Origin of the sequence: Pseudomonas sp. ICMP 460 (genome assembly GCF_002723595.1) — a bacterium.
Taxonomy (GTDB): domain Bacteria; phylum Pseudomonadota; class Gammaproteobacteria; order Pseudomonadales; family Pseudomonadaceae; genus Aquipseudomonas; species Aquipseudomonas kitaguniensis.
In genome coordinates this window covers 48,408-66,560 of record NZ_LKBR01000005.1, presented here as the reverse complement: position 1 = coordinate 66,560, position 18,153 = coordinate 48,408, and the positions used below count along the sequence as shown (strand labels likewise).

The following is an 18,153-nucleotide window of genomic DNA, read 5'->3' as shown; positions in this document are numbered from 1 at the left end:
GTCGGCTTTGTTCGATGGTGGGCGTGGGAAAAGTCGACGGATGCCTGATCTGGCGGACTTATTTCGAATATTGGGATTTTAGTGTGTTTGTTTCGTTTAGCTTGGGCGTCAACTGAATTGCGTAACGCCGGAGCCGCCTCATGACCATCAATCACCTTCCCAAAACGACCCTTGTGCTGGGAGAGGACGTCGAAGCTGCCGTGCAAGGCCAGCGCGAACTGAACTCGCAGCAGGCCGCCGACCGGCTTAACGTTTCACGCCCGCACTTGGCCAAGATGCTGGAGGAGGGCGCACTTTCGTTTACAAAAAACGGCCGGCATCGGCGAATTCGGTTTTCGGATTTGATCGCGTTCAAACAGCGGCGCGATGAGGAAAGCCAAGAGGCAATGGACGCACTGGCGCAACAAGCCCAAAAGCTGAGGATGGGCTATGACGTATGAGGTGTTCGCACTTTTAGTGCGGCGTACGATGCGTGTGTTGCATACCCGGCCGCGCTCCGGGATTTACTGATTTGGCTGGGTTTGTCCGGGGGTATCGGGCGCGGTGGACTAGCCAGATTCATGAGGAATGGAAGCGCAGCGTGCTCACGTAGATAGATCCGTACGCCTTTTCTGCATAATGCTTAAAACAATACTTCAGAAGTTATGCTACCGATTAATGGCTGGTTTCCGATTCGCACGCGTTTCGCAGGTTCATATCATTTATGGAGTTACAGCCACTGCCGGTTTTTTGGCGATGCAGTAGTTACGTTGATCCATATTATTGATGCTGCCGCAACTGCCGTCGCTACTCGTTTCTGCCAGGCAGGTGTTACGCAAGTCCATGTTGTTTATTGAGTTACAGCCGCTGCCCTTCTTCTTGGCGTCGCAATAGTTACGCTGGTCCATGTCATTGATGCTGCCGCAACTGGCGTTGTTGGTTTCCGCAAGGCAGGCGTTACGCAGATCCATGTTGTTTATTGAGTTACAGCCGCTTCCGGTCTCCTTGGCTTGGCAGTAGTTGCGCTGGTCCATGTCATTGATGCTGAGGCAACCCGCATAGGCATTGGCACTGAACATCAGCAACGCTGCAATAATTATCCGCATTTCATACTTTCATGAATGACCAGGGAGCAGCCTGGCGCTGTTTGATTAACGGTGTGCATGATATTGAAATAGTGGCGTGGAGGCGAATCGGCTAAGACTGAAGCGGGTATATTTTGGCTTTCTCTAAGCATCCGAACCACAGGCACAAAGGGCCAGGCACTCGGTTAGTTACCTGTTTTTTCACACCGGTCATGATTGGCAACGTTCCGTCACACACCGAAGCTTCATTCTGAATGTTGTTTGGGCTAACTTTCGCCGGTCGCTGCCAACCCAGCGACCGGGCCTGGAAACCCGCGGAATAAAGGGCGCACAGGCGCCACCATTTATCACGACTGCTGGTGCTATTTTTGTGCCAGCATATGCGTGTTATGGCGGCTGTGCGTGGGAGACTTTCGAGTCTGCCGGGTTTGCCCTTTTGCCCCGGTTTCCAGCCTGCGCACAGCTGCCACCATTCGCCTGGAAACGAATGGTGCAGCTCTCATCGAAAAACGGGAGTTACACCAATGAGCTTTTCTGAAAGGACTTACCCTAGCAACTCCGCAACCCGTATCCCCGCACATGCCGGAGGTGCCCAATGATCAACCCACCCCTCAACAAAACCCTCGGCGTCATCACCTTCTCCACTTGCGGCAGGCAGCCCAACCTTCACCGTCTATTCCGCGTCAATGCAGGCGTACCCATTCGTGATGCTCTTGAGCATGCTTCCGAGCTGCTTCACTGTTCAAAAATGCTCGCCTTGGACGCGGCCATGGACACAAGCGCGGACCGTTATGCTTGGGCGGCGCATTATTTGGGGGAGATGGCCAAGGCGGTGGTGGATGATTTGGCGAACGGGATGTTGCCGAATGGGGCAACGGAGGAGGGTGAGGCAGTTGCTGTGTAGGCGGGTAGTTTGAGGGTGTTCGGGCTGGCGTCATCGCAGGCAAGCCAGCGCCCACAGTTTGAGTGGGGTACGCCCGCTTAAACCGGGTAGGCAATAAAAAAGACCTTGGCATGCCAAGGTCTTTTTTTGTCTGTTGATCAGCTCAGCAGGTGTTTGGAAATGATCCGTGAGATTTCGACAATCGAGGTTTTGCCGGTGAATTCGAATTTCACTTTGCCCAGCGACGAGAAGTAAATCTCCAGTTCCGAATCCAGGTCAAACGTTCCGGAGGTTTCCACTGAGTACGCGACGATGTTTTTGTACGGCAGCGAGGTGAAGTCTCTTTTGCTGCCGGTGATCCCTTGCACGTTCACGGCGATGATGCGTTTGGTGGTGAACACCACGCCGTCGCGCATGGCTTTGTAGGCGTCTATCACCTCTTCGCCGTCGAGCAGCAGGGCGGTGACGCGTTCGGCGTATTCGTTGTTTTGTTTGAGCTTGAAGAAGCCTTTGTTGTTGAAGTCGATCATGTGCCTGTCCTTGGGTGAGTGGTGCGGTGAACGCCTGCGCGTGTGTATGACGTTTTACTCGCGGATCTGTGTCTAACGCGCTCTTTTTGAACGCCCTACCATGACGCCCAACACTGCAACGTTGGCCAAGGGTTTCACGCCGACGCAACAAAAATCCAGGAGCCAAACAATGCCCGATATGTCCAGCTTGCTTGCCTATGGGCTTATTTCACTCGGTATGGTGCTGACGCCGGGGCCGAATATGATTTACCTCATTTCGCGGTCGATTTGCCAGGGGCGCACGGCCGGTTTGATTTCGCTGGGCGGCGTGGCGCTGGGTTTTGTGGTGTACATGCTGTGCGCGGCATTGGGTATTACTGCGTTGGTGATGGCGGTTCCGTTAGCGTACGACGCGCTGCGGCTTGGCGGCGCGGTGTATTTGGTTTATCTGGCCTGGCAGGCGGTCAAGCCGGGTGGCCGTTCGCCTTTTCAGGTTCAGCAGCTGCCGCCGGACAGCCCGCGCAAGCTGTTCATGATGGGTTTGGTAACCAACCTGCTGAACCCCAAAGTGGCGGTGATGTATGTGTCGTTGTTGCCGCAGTTCATCGACCCGAACGGCCACGGCAGTGTGTTGACGCAATCTTTGGTATTGGGCTTTACGCAGATTTTTATCAGCGTTAGCGTCAATTCGATGATTGCGGTCATGGCGGGTTCTATCGCGGTGTTCTTCGTCACCCGGCCGGGTTGGCAGGTGGTGCAGCGCTGGCTGATGGGCACCGTGTTGATGGGCTTGGCGGTGCGCATGGCGGTGGAAGGGCGGCGCTAGGTTCAGCGCGCCATGACGTTTCACCGGTTCACTGGATAGCTTTCAAGTAGTCCATGAGCACGCTGAGCGGCGCGGGCAGGTCATCGAGTTGATCGACGTTTTGCACGTCCGTCGCCAGCCGCTGCAATTCGCGCCCTAGTACCGTGTCGGCACCGCCGAGTGCCGCCAGCGCCTGCGCCACACATTCATCAATTTTGCATTGAATAACCGCCAACTCGCGCTGGCGCACCAACAACCCAAACACTTCGCGCTCGTACCCGTCCATGACCAGGTCGTCCCTTAAAATTGGGCTGCCGCCGACTGTCTCGTGCACCAGTTTGAGTGCAAAGAGCGCAACAGCTTCCAGCGTCAATTCCATGGTCTCGGTTCCTCAGCGTTCGGGGCGGAGCGCGATGATCACTGTTCTGTGCATGAAAAAAAAGACCTTGTGCAGCGAACAGTGTGACGTTGGTGGGCTTAGTGAACTGGCGCTAACGGCCATTCGGCAAGGGCGGCCGACGTTCGACTTGCTCAAGGCTCAGCCGCCTGCCCGGTAAAGGTTGCTTGGGTAAGTGCTGACCGCGCCGTTGATTTTAATGTGCAAGCCATTGACGATGGGGCAGTCAGCGCGACACGTAACGGGTTCAGCGTGCCATGACGTTGACGATCACATGCAGGATGAAGGCAGGCCCATAGCAGGGTTGCCCGTGTTCATCCTCTATCCGCCAGATGGACGTGACGGTACAGGTTTCCTTGGGCGCGGCGAATTCCACGGTGATATGCACCGGTTGACCGGACAGTGTTTCGGCGATGGGAATTTCGTTATTCAGGCTGCGCAAGTGTGTGTCCATCACCACTTCCAGCGCCGCCCCCGCAGCGGCGCGCCGAGCGATGACGTATTCGCCGTCCACCCGCACCAGCTTGCGCGCGCGCCAGGGGCGGGCGCCGAGGTTCTGGATTTCCCAGGTTTTCTGAAAGATTTCACCCGGCAGCACCACGGCTTGGTCGGGTGTGGTGACATCTGCGTTGAACACGGCAATGTCACTCGGGTCCTGCAGGCCAATCGCGCGGTTGGTGCCAGCCATTGCGTGGGCATCGACCGGCGCGCCCGCCAGGTCGGCGAAGTAACGGAACAGCAGCAGCGGTGAAACCTGCAGCGCCTTGGCCAGTTTAATCAGCGTGCGCACCGAAGGGTCTTGAGAGGCACCGCGCGCCAAACCGTAGAGATAGGTTCTGGAAATGCAGGCTTCCTTGGCCAAGGTGGTCATGGATTTGCCCAGTTCCCTGCCGCGTCGGGTGATCAGTGCCCTTAGGGTGTCCCGCGTTCTGATAGTCATGCCCCACCGTTGTACGCCAAAAAAGACACACTGCTCGCCGCTGCGTTAAGTGAGTTATGCACACTACACCTCGCGCTACCCCTTGGGATCTGGCGTTTGTTGCATTCCTTTACGCCAGATTTGAAAGGTAGCCGTGACGCCATACTTTATCGAGGGGTTGATACTTGGCCTTGGGCTTTTTGCCGCCCCAGGCCCAAAAGACACCTTGGTCATCCGCCAGGGTGTCAGCCGTGGCCCTGTCTGGGGCGTGGTCGCTATCTGCGTGCTGGCCGACATTGTGCTGATCGCTTTCGGCGTCACCGGGTTAGGTTCGCTGTTGGGCAGTCGGCCACAGGTGATGGCGCTCTTGTTACTCTCAGGCGCAGCCTATCTGCTGTGGTTCGGTGCCCATCGCTTATTGGCCAGCATCCGCAACCAATCCATGCCGGACACTCAAGGCGGCAACTCGCAACGCGGGCTGCTGCGCACAGCAATGGTGCTTGGTTTCGCCAACCCCTACGCCTGGCTCGATACCGTTGTACTGATTGGCTCCATCGGCGCAGCCAAACCTGCCGGCCAACAAGCCTTGTTCGCGACCGGTGCAATGACGGCTTCGTTGATATGGTTCGTGGTACTTACGCTGGGCTGTCAGCGCTTGACCGGGCTGTTTCGCTCCGCCGTGGTCTGGCGATGTTTGGACGTTGGCGTTGCTGTGTTGATGGTGTACCTGGCCGGGATGTTGATTGGTGACTCGCTAAGTATCTTTGAGGTAATTCTAGAAGGGTAATCAGCGCATCAGGGAGATTCGTGCGCACCCTAAGTCAAAGCCGGCAAGGCGTCTGGAGAGCACATGCACGCGCTTGCTGCATCAGTCAGCTATCCGAGCCGGGTAGATGCTCCGATTTACCTTTCACCCCAAACAACCGGTCGGCTATCTGCCTGCCTCGCTCAATACCTTCCTCCGTCAGCCAAATCGATTTGTTCCTGTTCACCGGATTACTGATGAATCCCTATTCATGCAATCGATTCATGACCTCGAAGTCGAACCCTTTCCAAGCATGGCCGTGGTCGAAACTGAAGGTGGCCAACAGCGCAAGCACGGCGTCTTCAATCAGTTTTTCGTCGTATTCCATGGTCGTTGCTCCGTTTATATTCAACAAATATCGTCGATTTTTGGATGGGCGCTCCATAGTCTTCATGGAACTTGCTGTGAGTCGTGCACCCAGCCAAGCGATACACGCGAGCAGTTCCAGAGCATTAAATTCTAGTAATCACTCACCGAGTTCGCCAGTAGTAGACGTTTTAAATGCGCGGCGCAAAGATGCTCATAGCCGAACGCTGACTTTGTTGAACCGGAAGGGATCCATGCTGCTGGCTAGCTGCCAGAGTCCAGTCCAGGTGGGACTGCGCTTCTCGACTTCTGATAAGGTCGGTTTCATGGATGATCATGACAAGGCGTCAGTTGTGGCAAAACCAGTCGCGGGTTTAACCGACTCGACCCGATGCCCAATGCCAGGCAGGCAGGGAGTTGGTCAGGAACCTCAGAACCCAAACACACTTACTTCCCCCTCCGGCACCGCAAGAATGAAGAAGCTGATTGCCCTGATTGTGTTGGCTTTGGTGGCCGTGCTCTACGTTGGGTACTACGAAGCGCTGGAGGACGCAGACGTTGAAACCATCCTGTTCATCAAGAAGCATCCAGCGTTTCAGATGAAGTTTTACAACATCCACGCCAACGATGGCGAAATCCGGCAAGTCGAACAGCTTACGCAGGAGGAGCGGCGTTGGATCATTGATTACTGCTGGTATCGGCTTGGCATCGACACCACGTTAAACACTCAAGAAGACGTCGAGGTGTGCAGGAAAAAATAGCGGGTTCGAATGAAGAAAAAGGCCTCTGAGAGGCCTTTTGTCTACCGGGCGTTATTGGGTTAACCCGCTGTCATCACGACAGCGCGTAGCGGTGTCGCTGGCCGGTGACTTTTCTACAGGCGAAAAAAAAGACCTTGAATTTCAAGGTCTTTCTTTAAGGTGGTGCCCCGAGGGAGAATCGAACTCCCACTTCTTTCGAAAACGGATTTTGAATCCGCCGCGTCTACCAATTCCGCCATCAGGGCTCAATGGCGGCGAAGTATAGAGATGAGATTACCGTTGGTCAATCACGTTTCATGGTCTATTTTCACTATTTCCGCTAGACTTCCCGCCCCTGCTAGACGAACCCCATCATGCGCGTTGCTGACTTTACCTTTGAGCTCCCTGATTCGCTGATCGCTCGCCACCCTTTGGCCGAGCGTCGCGCCAGTCGACTGCTGACCCTGGACGGGGTCAGTGGTGCCCTTGCACACCGTCAATTCACTGATTTGCTTGAGCATTTGCGCCCAGGCGATTTGATGGTTTTCAACAATACCCGGGTGATTCCGGCGCGGCTGTTTGGCCAGAAGGCGTCCGGTGGCAAGCTGGAAATTCTGGTGGAGCGGGTGCTCGACAGCCATCGCGTGCTGGCCCATGTGCGCTCCAGCAAGTCGCCCAAACCGGGTTCGAGCATCCTGATTGACGGCGGTGGCGAAGCCGAGATGGTCGCGCGCCATGACGCCTTGTTCGAACTCAAGTTTGCCGAAGAAGTGTTGCCGCTGCTGGAGCGTGTCGGCCATATGCCGTTGCCTCCTTATATAGACCGCCCCGACGAAGACTCGGACCGCGAGCGTTATCAAACGGTGTACTCGCAGCGCTTGGGTGCGGTGGCTGCGCCGACTGCCGGCCTGCATTTCGACCAGCCGCTGCTGGATGCGATTGCCGCCAAAAGCGTCGAGTCTGCCTATGTGACCCTGCACGTGGGGGCCGGCACGTTTCAGCCGGTGCGTGTGGATAACATCGAAGACCATCACATGCACAGCGAATGGCTGGAGGTCAGCCAGGAAGTGGTGGATGCCGTGGCTGCGTGCAAGGCGCGCGGCGGGCGGGTGGTGGCGGTGGGCACCACCAGCGTACGTTCGCTGGAGAGTGCGGCGCGCGATGGCGTGCTCAAGCCGTTCAGCGGCGACACCGATATTTTTATTTTCCCTGGCCGGCCGTTTCATGTGGTCGATTGCCTGGTCACCAATTTCCATTTGCCGGAATCCACGCTGTTGATGCTGGTGTCGGCATTTGCCGGTTACCCGGAAACGATGGCCGCCTACCAGGCCGCCATCGACAATGGGTACCGTTTTTTCAGCTACGGTGATGCGATGTTCATCACCCGTAACCCTGCGCCGACTGCTCCTGTAGAGACGGGCCATGAGGAACAACTATGAGTCGTATGTCGTTTGAATTGTTGGCCACGGATGGCAAGGCTCGTCGTGGTCGCCTCACGTTCCCGCGCGGCACCGTCGAGACCCCGGCGTTCATGCCGGTGGGCACCTATGGCACGGTAAAAGGCATGCTGCCGCGTGACATTATCGCCACCGGCGCCGAGATCATCCTCGGCAACACCTTCCACCTGTGGCTGCGCCCCGGCACGGAAGTGATCAAGAAGCATGGCGACTTGCATGACTTCATGAAGTGGCAAGGCCCGATCCTCACCGACTCCGGTGGCTTCCAGGTGTTCAGCCTGGGCGCGATGCGCAAGATCAAGGAGGAGGGCGTGACCTTCGCCTCGCCGGTCGACGGTTCCAAAGTGTTCATGGGCCCGGAGGAATCGATGCAGGTGCAGCGCGACCTGGGCTCCGACATCGTGATGATTTTTGACGAATGCACGCCGTACCCGGCGGACGAAGACGTGGCGCGCGTTTCCATGGAGCTGTCGCTGCGTTGGGCACAACGCTCGAAGAACGCGCATGGCGAGAACACCGCGGCGTTGTTCGGCATCGTGCAGGGCGGCATGCATGAAAGCTTGCGCAAGCGCTCGCTGGAAGGCCTCGACAAGATCGGCTTTGACGGCCTGGCCATCGGCGGTTTGTCGGTGGGCGAGCCCAAGCACGAGATGATCAAGGTGCTCGATTACCTGCCGGGCCTGATGCCTGCTGAAAAACCTCGTTACCTAATGGGCGTTGGCAAACCGGAAGATCTCGTAGAGGGTGTTCGCCGCGGTGTGGACATGTTCGATTGCGTGATGCCAACCCGTAATGCCCGCAATGGGCATCTGTTCATCGATACCGGCGTGCTGAAGATCCGTAACGCGTTCCATCGCCATGATGATTCGTCGCTGGATCCAACCTGCGACTGCTACACCTGCCAGAACTTCTCGCGTGCTTATCTGCACCATCTGGACAAGTGCGGCGAAATGCTGGGTAGCATGTTGAATACCATCCACAATTTGCGTCACTACCAAGTCCTGATGGCTGGTTTGCGCGAGGCTATTCAACAGGGTACATTGGCCGCCTTCGTCGATACCTTCTATGCCAAGCGCGGGCTGCCTGTGCCGCCCTTGGCCTGAGTTTTCCGACCCTAAGATTCACTATTTGCAACTGGAGTGCTAAATGAGCTTTTTTATCTCTAACGCCATGGCTGATGCCGCTGCGCCTGCCGCTGCTGGCCCTATGGGCGGCGGTTTTGAGTGGATTTTCCTGGTCGGCTTCCTGGTCATCTTCTACCTGATGATCTGGCGTCCACAGGCCAAGCGCGCCAAAGAGCAGAAGAACCTGCTGGGCAGCTTGCAGAAAGGCGACGAAGTTGTGACCACTGGCGGCATCGCCGGCAAGATCACCAAGGTTGCCGATGCTTTCGTGGTTCTGGAAGTCTCCGACACCGTAGAAATGAAGTTCCAGAAGGGCGCCATCGCTGCCACGCTGCCAAAAGGCACGCTCAAAGCGATCTAAGTTTCAACCTTTACCAATCGACGGGGCGCGCAAGGCGCCCCGCGTTATAAGCGGGCGGCGTGATGCTGAACAAATACCCTCTGTGGAAATACGTACTGATCCTGGCGGTGCTGGCGATCGGCTTTATTTATTCCGCTCCCAATCTCTATCCTGATGACCCGGCGATCCAGATCACTGGCGCCAGCACTGCGTTGCAGGTCAATCAGGCTGATCTGGACCGCACGAGCAAAGCGCTCACCGACGCGGGCATCCAGGTTAAAGCGGCAACATTGGCGGCTGACGGCAAGGGCGGTTTGTTGCGCCTGGCCAAGCAAGAAGACCAGTTGCCGGCCAAAGACGTTGTGCGCAAGGCCATGGGTGATGACTATGTTGTCGCGCTGAACCTGGCACAGACCACGCCAAAATGGCTGCGCAGCATTGGCGCGCACCCGATGAAGCTGGGTCTGGACTTGTCCGGTGGTGTGCACTTCCTGTTGGAAGTCGACATGGACAAAGCCCTCGACGCACGCTTGAAAGTTTACGAAGGCGATGTGAAGAGCTTGCTGCGCAAAGAGAAGTTGCGTTATCGCAGCCTGCCGCAGCTCAACGGCGCTATCCAGCTGGGCTTTGCTGATGAAGCTTCCCGCGAACAGGCCCGTGCGCTGATCCGCAAGAGCTTCACCGATTTTGACATCGTGCCGGCCGACCTTAATGGTCAGGCGGTACTGCGCCTGGCGATGACCCCGGCCAAGCTGGCGGAAATCCGCGAATACTCCATCAAGCAGAACTTGACCACGGTACGTAACCGCGTCAACGAGCTGGGTGTGGCCGAGCCGATTGTTCAGCGCCAAGGTGCCAACCGCATCGTGGTTGAGCTGCCGGGTGTGCAGGACACGGCTGAAGCCAAGCGTATCCTGGGTAAAACCGCCAACCTGGAATTCCGCCTGGCGGCTGATCCGGGTGCGTCCCGCGCGACTTCCGAAGAGTTCGAGTTCCGCGAAGGCAATCGTCCTCCAGCGTTGATCGAGCGTGGCTTGATCATCACCGGTGACCAGGTGACGGACGCCAAGGCTGGTTTCGGCGAGCACGGTACACCTGAAGTGAACATCCGCCTGGATGGCCACGGCGGCGAACTGATGAGCCGCGCCACGCGCAGCAACGTCGGTCGCAGCATGGCGGTGATCTTCATCGAGCAGCGTCCTGTCACCACCTACACCAAGCAATTGGTGAACGGTGTTGAAAAAGACGTGCCGGTGCAGACCTTTAAAGAAGAGAAGAAGATCATCAGCCTGGCGACTATCCAGTCGCCGCTGGGTGCACAATTCCGTATCACTGGCCTGAACGGCCAGGGCGAGTCGTCCGAACTGGCGCTGCTGTTGCGCGCTGGTGGCCTGGCGGCGCCGATGTACTTTGCTGAAGAACGCACCATTGGCCCGAGCCTGGGTGCCGACAACATCACCAAGGGTGTTGATGCAGCCTTGTGGGGCATGCTGTTCGTGTCGCTGTTCATCATCGCCATCTACCGCTTCTTCGGCGTGATCGCCACCGTCGCCCTCGCGGGCAACATGGTGATGCTGCTGGCACTGATGTCGTTGCTGGGGGCTACGCTGACCCTGCCAGGTATCGCCGGTATCGTACTCACCATGGGTATGGCGGTGGACGCCAACGTGCTGATCTTCTCGCGTATTCGTGAAGAGATCGCCAATGGCATGACCGTGCAACGCGCAATCAACGAAGGCTTCGGCCGGGCATTTACCGCGATTCTCGACTCCAACTTGACCACCTTGCTGGTCGGCGGGATTCTCTTTGCCATGGGCACCGGCCCGGTCAAAGGTTTTGCGGTAACCATGTCCCTCGGTATCTTTACCTCGATGTTCACGGCCATCATGGTGACCCGCGCAATGGTCAACCTGATCTTTGGCGGGCGTGACTTCAAGAAGTTGTGGATTTAAGGGGCTGCCATGTTACGTACAATCAACTTCATGGGCGTTCGCAACGTTGCGTTCGGCGTCACTGTGCTCCTTACCGTTCTGGCGTTGTTCAGCTGGTTCCATAAGGGCCTGAACTACGGTCTGGACTTCACCGGCGGTACGCTCATCGAGCTGACCTACGAGAAGCCGGCCGACGTTACCCTGGTGCGCAACGAGCTGGTCAAGGCCGGTTATCACGAGGCCATCGTGCAGAGCTTCGGTGCAACCACCGACCTGCTGGTGCGTATGCCTGGCGAAGACCCGCAACTGGGTCACCAGGTGGCGGAGGCCTTGCAGAAGGTCGGCGGCGATAACCCGGCGGCGGTCAAGCGCGTCGAGTTCGTCGGCCCGCAAGTGGGCGAAGAGCTGCGCGACCAAGGCGGCCTCGGCATGCTGATGGCGCTGGTCGGCATCATGATCTACCTGGCGTTCCGCTTTCAGTGGAAGTTCGGCGTCGGCGCGATCGTGTCCCTGATCCACGACGTGGTGGTGACCGTGGGTATCCTGGCCTACTTCCAGATCACCTTCGACCTGACGGTGCTGGCGGCGGTATTGGCGATCATTGGTTACTCGCTCAACGACACCATCGTGGTATTCGACCGGGTTCGTGAGAACTTTCGCGTACTGCGCAAGGCGACGTTGATCGAGAACATCAACATCTCCACCACGCAGACCCTGCTGCGCACCATGGCCACCTCGATCTCCACCTTGTTGGCGATCGCGGCCCTGATGATCTTCGGTGGTGACAACCTGTGGGGCTTCTCGCTGTCGCTGTTTATCGGCGTGCTGGCGGGTACCTACTCGTCGATCTACATCGCCAACGTGGTGCTGATCTGGCTGAACCTCAACAGCGAAGACTTGATCCCTCCTGCCGCTACCGGCAAGGAGGTCGATGACCGCCCTTGATGGGTGTTCGTTGATCTGCTGTTACAAAAAAGGTACGAGTATTGAACTCGTGCCTTTTTTTTTGCTCCAAGGCTGGGTATATCGCGGACGTTTCAGTCCGCTTGTGATGGTCAGGAGGTTCATGTGAACAAGTCGTTACTGGTTGGTGCGGTATTGGGTGCTGTCGGTGTGACTGCCGGGGGTGCTGTTGCCACCTACAGCCTGGTAAAAAGCGGCCCTGAGTATGCGCAAGTGCTGGCAGTGCAGCCGGTGAAAACCCAGATCAAAACCCCTCGCGAAGTCTGCAAGGACGTCGCGGTAACCCGGCAGAAGCCGGTAGAAGATCAGCATCAGATCGTCGGCACCGTGGTCGGTGCGCTGGCAGGTGGCCTGTTGGGCAACCAGGTCGGTGGTGGTAATGGCAAGAAGCTGGCGACTGTAGCCGGTGCGGTCGGTGGCGGTTACGCCGGTAACAAGGTTCAGGAAGGCATGCAGAACCGCGATACCTACACCACCACGCAAACGCGCTGTAACACCGTCAACGACATCAGCGACAAGGTGGTGGGTTACGACGTGCGTTACAACCTGGACGGCAAGGAAGGTTCGGTGCGCATGGACCGTGATCCAGGCGGCCAGATCCCAGTCGACAAAGAAGGTCGTCTGATCCTGGGCCAAAACCAGCCGCAGTAATTGCCGGCGGGTGCAATTCAAAATGTGGGAGGGGGCTTGCTCCCGATTGCAGTGTGTCAGCCTACCTATAGGCAGCTGACATACCGTCATCGGGAGCAAGCCCTCTCCCACATTGGGTTAGTACCGTTGCACGAATGGCAGGCATAAAAAAAGCACCCCTTGGGGTGCTTTTTTTGTGCTCGCTCGCTTAGCGTTTCAGCGAAGCCGGCAGGTGCGGCTGGATCGCCGTCAGTACCGCCTTGAAGCATTTGGTGTTGCCGGCAACCACGTGGCCTTTTTCGAGGAAGTCGTGACCGCCGGTGAAGTCGCTCACCAAGCCGCCTGCTTCTTGAATCAGCAGGGCGCCTGCGGCCATGTCCCATTCGGACAAGCCCGACTCCCAGAACGCGTCAAAACGACCGGCAGCTACATAAGCCAGGTCGAGGCTGGCAGCGCCTGCGCGACGGATACCGGCGGTCTGGCCGACCAGGGCGCGGAACATGCCCAAATAGTTTTCGAGGTTGTCCATCTGGTCGTCACGGAACGGGAAGCCAGTGCCCAGCAGGGCGCCGTCCAGGCTGGTGCGGCCGCTGACACGCAGGCGACGACCGTTCAGTTGGGCGCCACGGCCACGGCTGGCGGTGAATTCTTCCTGGCGGACCGGGTCCAGCACAACGGCGTGTTCCAGGCGGCCACGGTATTTGCAGGCAATGCTGACCGCAAAGTGTGGGATGCCGCGCAGGAAGTTGGTGGTGCCGTCCAGTGGGTCGATGATCCACAAGTAATCTTCGCCTTCGCCGCTGCCTTTGTGCAGGCCGGTTTCTTCACCGAGGATGCCGTGGGTAGGGTAGGCCTTGCGCAGCGCGTCGATGATTTTCTGTTCGGCGGCGCGGTCCACCTCGGATACGTAATCCTTGGCGTCTTTTTCGTCGACCTTGATGGTATCCAGGCGCTCGATGGAGCGGAAGATCAATTCACTGGCGCTGCGGGCGGCGCGCAGCGCGATATTCAGCATGGGCTGCATGGATGTGTCACCTAAGGTTGTTAAAGAAAGCCGGGCATTCTAGCAGAAACTTTGTTCAGGTGAAGGGCGACGTTAGCTTTCATGGCATAACCTTAGGCTGTTCTGTAAGATTTGCTCCCCTTTCCTGTGTCCGAGAGCGCCTCCCTTGCTGCAAAACATTCGTGTCGTCTTGGTCAATACCAGTCACCCCGGCAACATCGGCGGGGGGGGGGGAGCCATGAAGAACATGGGGCTGACGCGCCTGGTGCTGGTCGACCCGCGCGTGTTCCCGCACCACGAGGCCGATGCTCGTGCGTCCGGCGCCAATGACCTGCTGGCCAATGCCCAGGTCGTCGCCACGCTGGAAGACGCCTTGGTCGGCTGCAATCTGGTGCTCGGCACCAGCGCGCGTGACCGTCGCATTCCCTGGCCGCTGCTGGACCCGCGCGAGTGCGGCACCAAAGTCGTGGAGGAGGCCGCCAGCGGCGCTGAGATCGCCTTGGTGTTCGGTCGTGAAGACTCCGGCCTGACCAATGACGAGCTGCAGCGATGTCATTTCCATGTGCACATTCCCTCCGACCCGGCGTTCAGTTCGCTGAACCTGGGGGCGGCGGTGCAGGTGTTGAGTTATGAAGTACGTATGGCCTGGCTGGCCGCGGCGGGCCAGCCGAGCAAAGTGGAAAAGGACGAAGTGGCGTCGACCAAAAGTGGCGAGTTGGCCACTATGGACGAGCTGGAGCGCTTCTATGAGCACCTTGAGCAAACCCTGGTGGCCATCGAATTCCTTGATCCTGAAAAGCCACGGCACTTGATGGCGCGCCTGCGTCGGCTATATGGGCGTAGCTCGGTCAGCCGAGCCGAAATGAATATATTGCGTGGCATCCTCACGGAAACCCAGAAAGCGGCCCGTGGCGAGCTTCTTAAGCGAAAGGATTAAAAATGTTCGAGCGTTTGCGAGAAGATATCCAGAGTGTTTTCCACCGTGACCCGGCGGCGCGCAACGCCTTTGAGGTGCTGACGTGCTACCCGGGCATGCACGCCATCTGGATTCACCGCGTGTCCGGCGCCTTGTGGGGTATGGGCTGGAAGTGGCTGGCGCGACTGGTGTCGAACTTCGGTCGCTGGTTGACCGGGATCGAAATTCACCCGGGCGCCAAGGTCGGTCGTCGCTTTTTTATCGACCATGGCATGGGTATCGTGATCGGCGAGACCGCTGAAATCGGCGACGACGTGACGCTCTATCAAGGCGTCACCCTCGGCGGCACCAGCTGGAATAAAGGCAAGCGCCACCCCACGTTGGGTGATGGTGTGGTGGTGGGCGCGGGCGCCAAGGTGCTTGGCCCGTTTACCGTCGGCGCTGGCGCCAAGGTCGGTTCCAATGCCGTGGTGACCAAGGCTGTGCCGCCTGGCGCCACCGTGGTCGGTATTCCGGGGCGAATCATCGTCAAGCCGGAAGTCGGTGAGGAGCAGGAAGCCAAGCGCAAGGCGATGGCCGAGAAGATCGGCTTTGATGCCTACGGCGTCAGCGAAGACATGCCGGACCCGGTGGCGCGCGCTATTGGCCAATTGCTCGATCACTTGCAGGCGGTGGACGGCAAGTTGGACGGCATGTGCGGCGCGCTCAAGGAGCTGGGCAGCGGCTACTGTGCCAAGGACCTGCCTGAATTGCGCGAAGAGGACTTTGCCGAAATCAAGAGTGAAACCGCCATCACCAAGGTTGGCTGAGGTCTGGCAGTTACCGCAAATCCTCTGTGTGAGGGGGCTTGATCCCGCCAGCGGTGGGTCAGTCACTGGGTGTGCCCACTGATACGTCGCTATCGGGAGCAAGCCCCCTCCCGCGTTTTGATCTCGATTTTCCCATCGGTCCTCGTATGGCCCCGTTCCGCTATTCCGTTTCGCGCCACCCTGCTATGATTCGCGCGCCCTTTTTACGGGTAATCCTGACTAAAGTACTAGGTCTTATAGTTGACTTAAATACTCGGGAATAGCATACTTGCTCCCATTCTGAAACACCTTGGTACTTGTCCATGAGACTGACTACAAAAGGCCGATACGCGGTAACCGCCATGCTTGACCTGGCCTTGCACGCGCAAACTGGGCCGGTGTCCCTGGCTGATATCTCCGAGCGCCAAGGCATTTCCCTGTCCTACCTCGAACAGCTGTTCGCCAAATTGCGCCGCAGCAGCCTGGTTTCCAGCGTACGTGGGCCGGGTGGTGGCTATCAGCTGTCCCGCGACATGCAGGGCATTCAGGTAGCCCAGGTGATCGACGCGGTGAATGAATCCGTCGACGCCACCAAATGCCAGGGCCTAGGTGATTGCCACGCCGGCGACACCTGCCTTACGCACCACTTGTGGTGTGACTTGAGCCTGCAGATCCATGAGTTTTTGAGTGGTATCAGCTTGGCTGATCTTGTGACTCGCCGTGAGGTGCAAGAAGTAGCCCAGCGTCAGGACCAGCGCCGTTGCAACACCAAGGCGCCGCGTCTGGACAAGATTGAAGCGTCCGCCGTCGAGTGACAGCCGAAGAGCTAACGGCACGCCAGCCAGCCTGATTAGGAGAAAGTCCATGAAATTGCCTATTTACCTTGATTACTCAGCGACCACCCCGGTTGATCCGCGTGTCGCGCAAAAGATGAGCGAATGCCTGCTGGTTGACGGAAACTTCGGCAACCCGGCGTCGCGCTCCCACGTATTCGGCTGGAAAGCCGAGGAAGCGGTCGAGAACGCTCGTCGCCAGGTCGCCGACCTGGTTAATGCCGACCCGCGCGAAATCGTCTGGACCTCCGGTGCAACCGAGTCCGACAACCTGGCAATCAAGGGCGCGGCGCATTTTTATGCGACCAAAGGCAAGCACCTGATCACCACCAAGATTGAGCACAAGGCTGTCCTCGACACCATGCGCCAACTGGAGCGTGAAGGTTTTGAGATTACCTACCTTGAGCCAACCACCGACGGTATCGTCACCCCGGCGATGATTGAAGCCGCGATGCGTGAAGACACCATCCTGGTTTCGGTGATTCACGTGAACAACGAAATCGGCACCATCAACGACATCGCGGCCATTGGCGAGCTGACTCGCTCCAAAGGTGTGTTGCTGCACGTTGACGCTGCTCAGTCCACCGGCAAGGTCGACATCGACCTGGCGGCGCTGAAAGTCGACCTGATGTCGTTCTCCGCCCACAAGACCTACGGCCCTAAAGGCATCGGCGCGCTGTACGTGAGCCGCAAGCCTCGCGTGCGCATCGAAGCCGGCATGCACGGCGGCGGTCACGAGCGCGGCATGCGTTCGGGCACCCTGGCGACCCACCAGATCGTCGGCATGGGCGAAGCTTTCCGAGTAGCCAAGGAAGACATGGCTGCCGAAAACGTGCGCATCAAGGCCCTGAGCGAGCGCTTCTACAAGCAGGTCGAAAACCTTGAAGAGCTGTACATCAACGGCAGCATGACCGCCCGTGTACCGCACAACCTGAATTTGAGCTTCAACTATGTCGAAGGCGAGTCGCTGATCATGGCGCTCAAGGACCTGGCGGTTTCGTCCGGTTCGGCCTGCACCTCGGCCTCGCTTGAGCCTTCGTACGTGCTGCGCGCCCTGGGCCGCAACGACGAACTGGCACACAGCTCCATCCGCTTTACGTTCGGCCGTTTCACCACGGAAGAGCAAGTTGACTACGCCGCGCAGAAAGTCTGCGAAGCGGTTAACAAGCTGCGCGTTCTGTCGCCTCTGTGGGACATGTTCAAAGACGGTGTCGATATCTCCAAGATCGAGTGGGCGGCACACTAACTATAGAAGCCGCCACCCAAGCTCTGTAACAACGTGGCGGTAACGCAGGCGTTTTTACAGGGTTCCAGAGCGGCCCTGATGAGTGAGGATTCAGTACCATGGCTTACAGCGAAAAGGTCATCGACCACTACGAAAACCCGCGCAACGTCGGCAAGATGAACGCGGAAGACCCTGATGTCGGCACCGGCATGGTCGGCGCTCCGGCGTGCGGCGACGTGATGCGCCTGCAGATCAAAGTCAACGAAGCTGGCGTTATTGAAGACGCCAAGTTCAAGACCTACGGCTGCGGTTCTGCCATCGCCTCCAGCTCGCTGGCCACCGAATGGATGAAAGGCAAGACTCTGGATGAGGCTGTGACTATCAGCAACACCCAGCTGGCCGAAGAACTGGCGTTGCCGCCGGTGAAAATCCACTGCTCGGTACTCGCTGAAGACGCCATCAAGGCGGCTGTTCACGACTACAAGCAGAAGAAAGGCTTGATCTAAGCATTTGGC

23 protein-coding genes, 1 tRNA gene and 1 pseudogene are annotated in these 18,153 nt (G+C 58.0%); 17 read left to right on the top strand and 8 right to left on the bottom strand.

Annotation, left to right across the window (positions count from 1 at the left end; all coding sequences use genetic code 11):
* The first annotated feature begins 140 nt into the window (after positions 1-140).
* Positions 141-440, top strand: a complete 300-nt coding sequence (locus AO240_RS05700) for an excisionase family DNA-binding protein (RefSeq protein WP_099235500.1) — start codon at positions 141-143, stop codon at positions 438-440.
* Positions 437-586: pseudogene (locus tag AO240_RS28845) on the top strand (PIN domain-containing protein); the annotation flags it as partial. The gene AO240_RS05700 and the pseudogene AO240_RS28845, both read left to right, overlap by 4 nt.
* Before the next feature lie 115 nt (positions 587-701).
* Here AO240_RS28845 and AO240_RS05690 read toward each other — a convergent pair.
* Positions 702-1,085, bottom strand: coding sequence for a hypothetical protein (locus AO240_RS05690; RefSeq protein ID WP_371918595.1), 384 nt, complete (start codon positions 1,083-1,085; stop codon positions 702-704).
* 574 nt (positions 1,086-1,659) lie between these two features.
* Between AO240_RS05690 and AO240_RS05685 the strand changes: the two genes are divergently transcribed.
* On the top strand, positions 1,660-1,968 hold the full coding sequence (locus tag AO240_RS05685) for a DUF3077 domain-containing protein (protein ID WP_099235499.1): 309 nt from the start codon (positions 1,660-1,662) through the stop codon (positions 1,966-1,968).
* Between the two features lie 137 nt (positions 1,969-2,105).
* On the opposite strand, the gene AO240_RS05680 is transcribed toward AO240_RS05685, so the two are convergent.
* Positions 2,106-2,477, bottom strand: coding sequence for a PH domain-containing protein (locus AO240_RS05680; RefSeq protein ID WP_099235498.1), 372 nt, complete (start codon positions 2,475-2,477; stop codon positions 2,106-2,108).
* Between the two features lie 169 nt (positions 2,478-2,646).
* On the opposite strand from AO240_RS05680, the gene AO240_RS05675 reads away from it, so the two are divergent.
* The gene (locus AO240_RS05675) at positions 2,647-3,282 is read left to right on the top strand and encodes a LysE family translocator (RefSeq protein WP_099235497.1); all 636 of its coding nucleotides are present in this window, start codon (positions 2,647-2,649) and stop codon (positions 3,280-3,282) included.
* Positions 3,283-3,310: 28 nt separating this feature from the next.
* Here AO240_RS05675 and AO240_RS05670 read toward each other — a convergent pair whose 3' ends face one another.
* Together AO240_RS05670 and AO240_RS05660 are read right to left on the bottom strand one after the other, a co-directional pair.
* On the bottom strand, positions 3,311-3,640 hold the full coding sequence (locus AO240_RS05670; protein WP_099235496.1) for a hypothetical protein: 330 nt from the start codon (positions 3,638-3,640) through the stop codon (positions 3,311-3,313).
* Between the two features lie 265 nt (positions 3,641-3,905).
* Positions 3,906-4,598 (bottom strand): NBR1-Ig-like domain-containing protein, encoded by a 693-nt coding sequence (locus AO240_RS05660; RefSeq protein ID WP_099235494.1) that lies wholly within the window; start codon positions 4,596-4,598, stop codon positions 3,906-3,908.
* A 133-nt stretch (positions 4,599-4,731) separates the two neighbouring features.
* On the opposite strand from AO240_RS05660, the gene AO240_RS05655 reads away from it, so the two are divergent.
* Positions 4,732-5,364, top strand: a complete 633-nt coding sequence (locus AO240_RS05655; RefSeq protein ID WP_099235493.1) for a LysE/ArgO family amino acid transporter — start codon at positions 4,732-4,734, stop codon at positions 5,362-5,364.
* A gap of 85 nt (positions 5,365-5,449) precedes the next feature.
* Here AO240_RS05655 and AO240_RS29215 read toward each other — a convergent pair whose 3' ends face one another.
* On the bottom strand, positions 5,450-5,581 hold the full coding sequence (locus AO240_RS29215) for a DUF6429 family protein (RefSeq protein ID WP_371918596.1): 132 nt from the start codon (positions 5,579-5,581) through the stop codon (positions 5,450-5,452).
* Positions 5,582-5,587: 6 nt separating this feature from the next.
* A complete protein-coding gene (locus tag AO240_RS28840) occupies positions 5,588-5,710 on the bottom strand; it encodes a hypothetical protein (protein WP_256585856.1) in 123 nt (40 codons plus the stop codon).
* Between the two features lie 451 nt (positions 5,711-6,161).
* Here AO240_RS28840 and AO240_RS05645 point away from each other — a divergent pair, with 451 nt between their 5' ends.
* Complete coding sequence (locus AO240_RS05645; RefSeq protein WP_099235492.1) at positions 6,162-6,449, top strand: hypothetical protein; 288 nt, start codon at positions 6,162-6,164, stop codon at positions 6,447-6,449.
* A gap of 160 nt (positions 6,450-6,609) precedes the next feature.
* Here the strand turns inward: AO240_RS05645 and AO240_RS05640 are convergent.
* Positions 6,610-6,694 (bottom strand) — tRNA-Leu (locus AO240_RS05640).
* Between the two features lie 108 nt (positions 6,695-6,802).
* On the opposite strand from AO240_RS05640, the gene queA reads away from it, so the two are divergent.
* The 6 genes from queA to AO240_RS05610 all read left to right on the top strand — a co-directional run bounded on the left by queA (position 6,803) and on the right by AO240_RS05610 (position 12,894).
* The gene (gene queA / locus AO240_RS05635) at positions 6,803-7,867 is read left to right on the top strand and encodes a tRNA preQ1(34) S-adenosylmethionine ribosyltransferase-isomerase QueA (RefSeq protein WP_099235491.1); all 1,065 of its coding nucleotides are present in this window, start codon (positions 6,803-6,805) and stop codon (positions 7,865-7,867) included.
* A gap of 5 nt (positions 7,868-7,872) precedes the next feature.
* Positions 7,873-8,988 (top strand): tRNA guanosine(34) transglycosylase Tgt, encoded by a 1,116-nt coding sequence (tgt, locus tag AO240_RS05630; RefSeq protein WP_161936717.1) that lies wholly within the window; start codon positions 7,873-7,875, stop codon positions 8,986-8,988.
* 43 nt (positions 8,989-9,031) lie between these two features.
* On the top strand, positions 9,032-9,370 hold the full coding sequence (yajC, locus tag AO240_RS05625) for a preprotein translocase subunit YajC (RefSeq protein ID WP_003238439.1): 339 nt from the start codon (positions 9,032-9,034) through the stop codon (positions 9,368-9,370).
* Positions 9,371-9,432: 62 nt separating this feature from the next.
* The gene (gene secD / locus AO240_RS05620; protein WP_099235490.1) at positions 9,433-11,301 is read left to right on the top strand and encodes a protein translocase subunit SecD; all 1,869 of its coding nucleotides are present in this window, start codon (positions 9,433-9,435) and stop codon (positions 11,299-11,301) included.
* Positions 11,302-11,310: 9 nt separating this feature from the next.
* On the top strand, positions 11,311-12,225 hold the full coding sequence (gene secF, locus AO240_RS05615) for a protein translocase subunit SecF (protein WP_099235489.1): 915 nt from the start codon (positions 11,311-11,313) through the stop codon (positions 12,223-12,225).
* Between the two features lie 123 nt (positions 12,226-12,348).
* Positions 12,349-12,894 (top strand): glycine zipper 2TM domain-containing protein, encoded by a 546-nt coding sequence (locus AO240_RS05610; RefSeq protein WP_058414866.1) that lies wholly within the window; start codon positions 12,349-12,351, stop codon positions 12,892-12,894.
* 187 nt (positions 12,895-13,081) lie between these two features.
* Here the strand turns inward: AO240_RS05610 and suhB are convergent, their stop codons facing one another.
* Complete coding sequence (gene suhB, locus AO240_RS05605; RefSeq protein WP_003175971.1) at positions 13,082-13,897, bottom strand: inositol-phosphate phosphatase; 816 nt, start codon at positions 13,895-13,897, stop codon at positions 13,082-13,084.
* Positions 13,898-14,042: 145 nt separating this feature from the next.
* Between suhB and trmJ the strand changes: the two genes are divergently transcribed.
* The 5 genes from trmJ (at position 14,043) to iscU (ending at position 18,144) form a co-directional block, all read left to right on the top strand.
* Positions 14,043-14,813, top strand: coding sequence for a tRNA (cytosine(32)/uridine(32)-2'-O)-methyltransferase TrmJ (gene trmJ / locus AO240_RS05600; RefSeq protein WP_099235488.1), 771 nt, complete (start codon positions 14,043-14,045; stop codon positions 14,811-14,813).
* 2 nt (positions 14,814-14,815) lie between these two features.
* Positions 14,816-15,601 (top strand): serine O-acetyltransferase, encoded by a 786-nt coding sequence (gene cysE / locus AO240_RS05595; RefSeq protein ID WP_099235487.1) that lies wholly within the window; start codon positions 14,816-14,818, stop codon positions 15,599-15,601.
* 302 nt (positions 15,602-15,903) lie between these two features.
* The gene (gene iscR, locus AO240_RS05590) at positions 15,904-16,395 is read left to right on the top strand and encodes a Fe-S cluster assembly transcriptional regulator IscR (RefSeq protein ID WP_058414863.1); all 492 of its coding nucleotides are present in this window, start codon (positions 15,904-15,906) and stop codon (positions 16,393-16,395) included.
* Positions 16,396-16,444: 49 nt separating this feature from the next.
* The gene (locus AO240_RS05585; protein WP_099235486.1) at positions 16,445-17,659 is read left to right on the top strand and encodes an IscS subfamily cysteine desulfurase; all 1,215 of its coding nucleotides are present in this window, start codon (positions 16,445-16,447) and stop codon (positions 17,657-17,659) included.
* Positions 17,660-17,757: 98 nt separating this feature from the next.
* A complete protein-coding gene (iscU, locus tag AO240_RS05580) occupies positions 17,758-18,144 on the top strand; it encodes a Fe-S cluster assembly scaffold IscU (RefSeq protein ID WP_058414861.1) in 387 nt (128 codons plus the stop codon).
* Positions 18,145-18,153 lie beyond the last annotated feature (9 nt).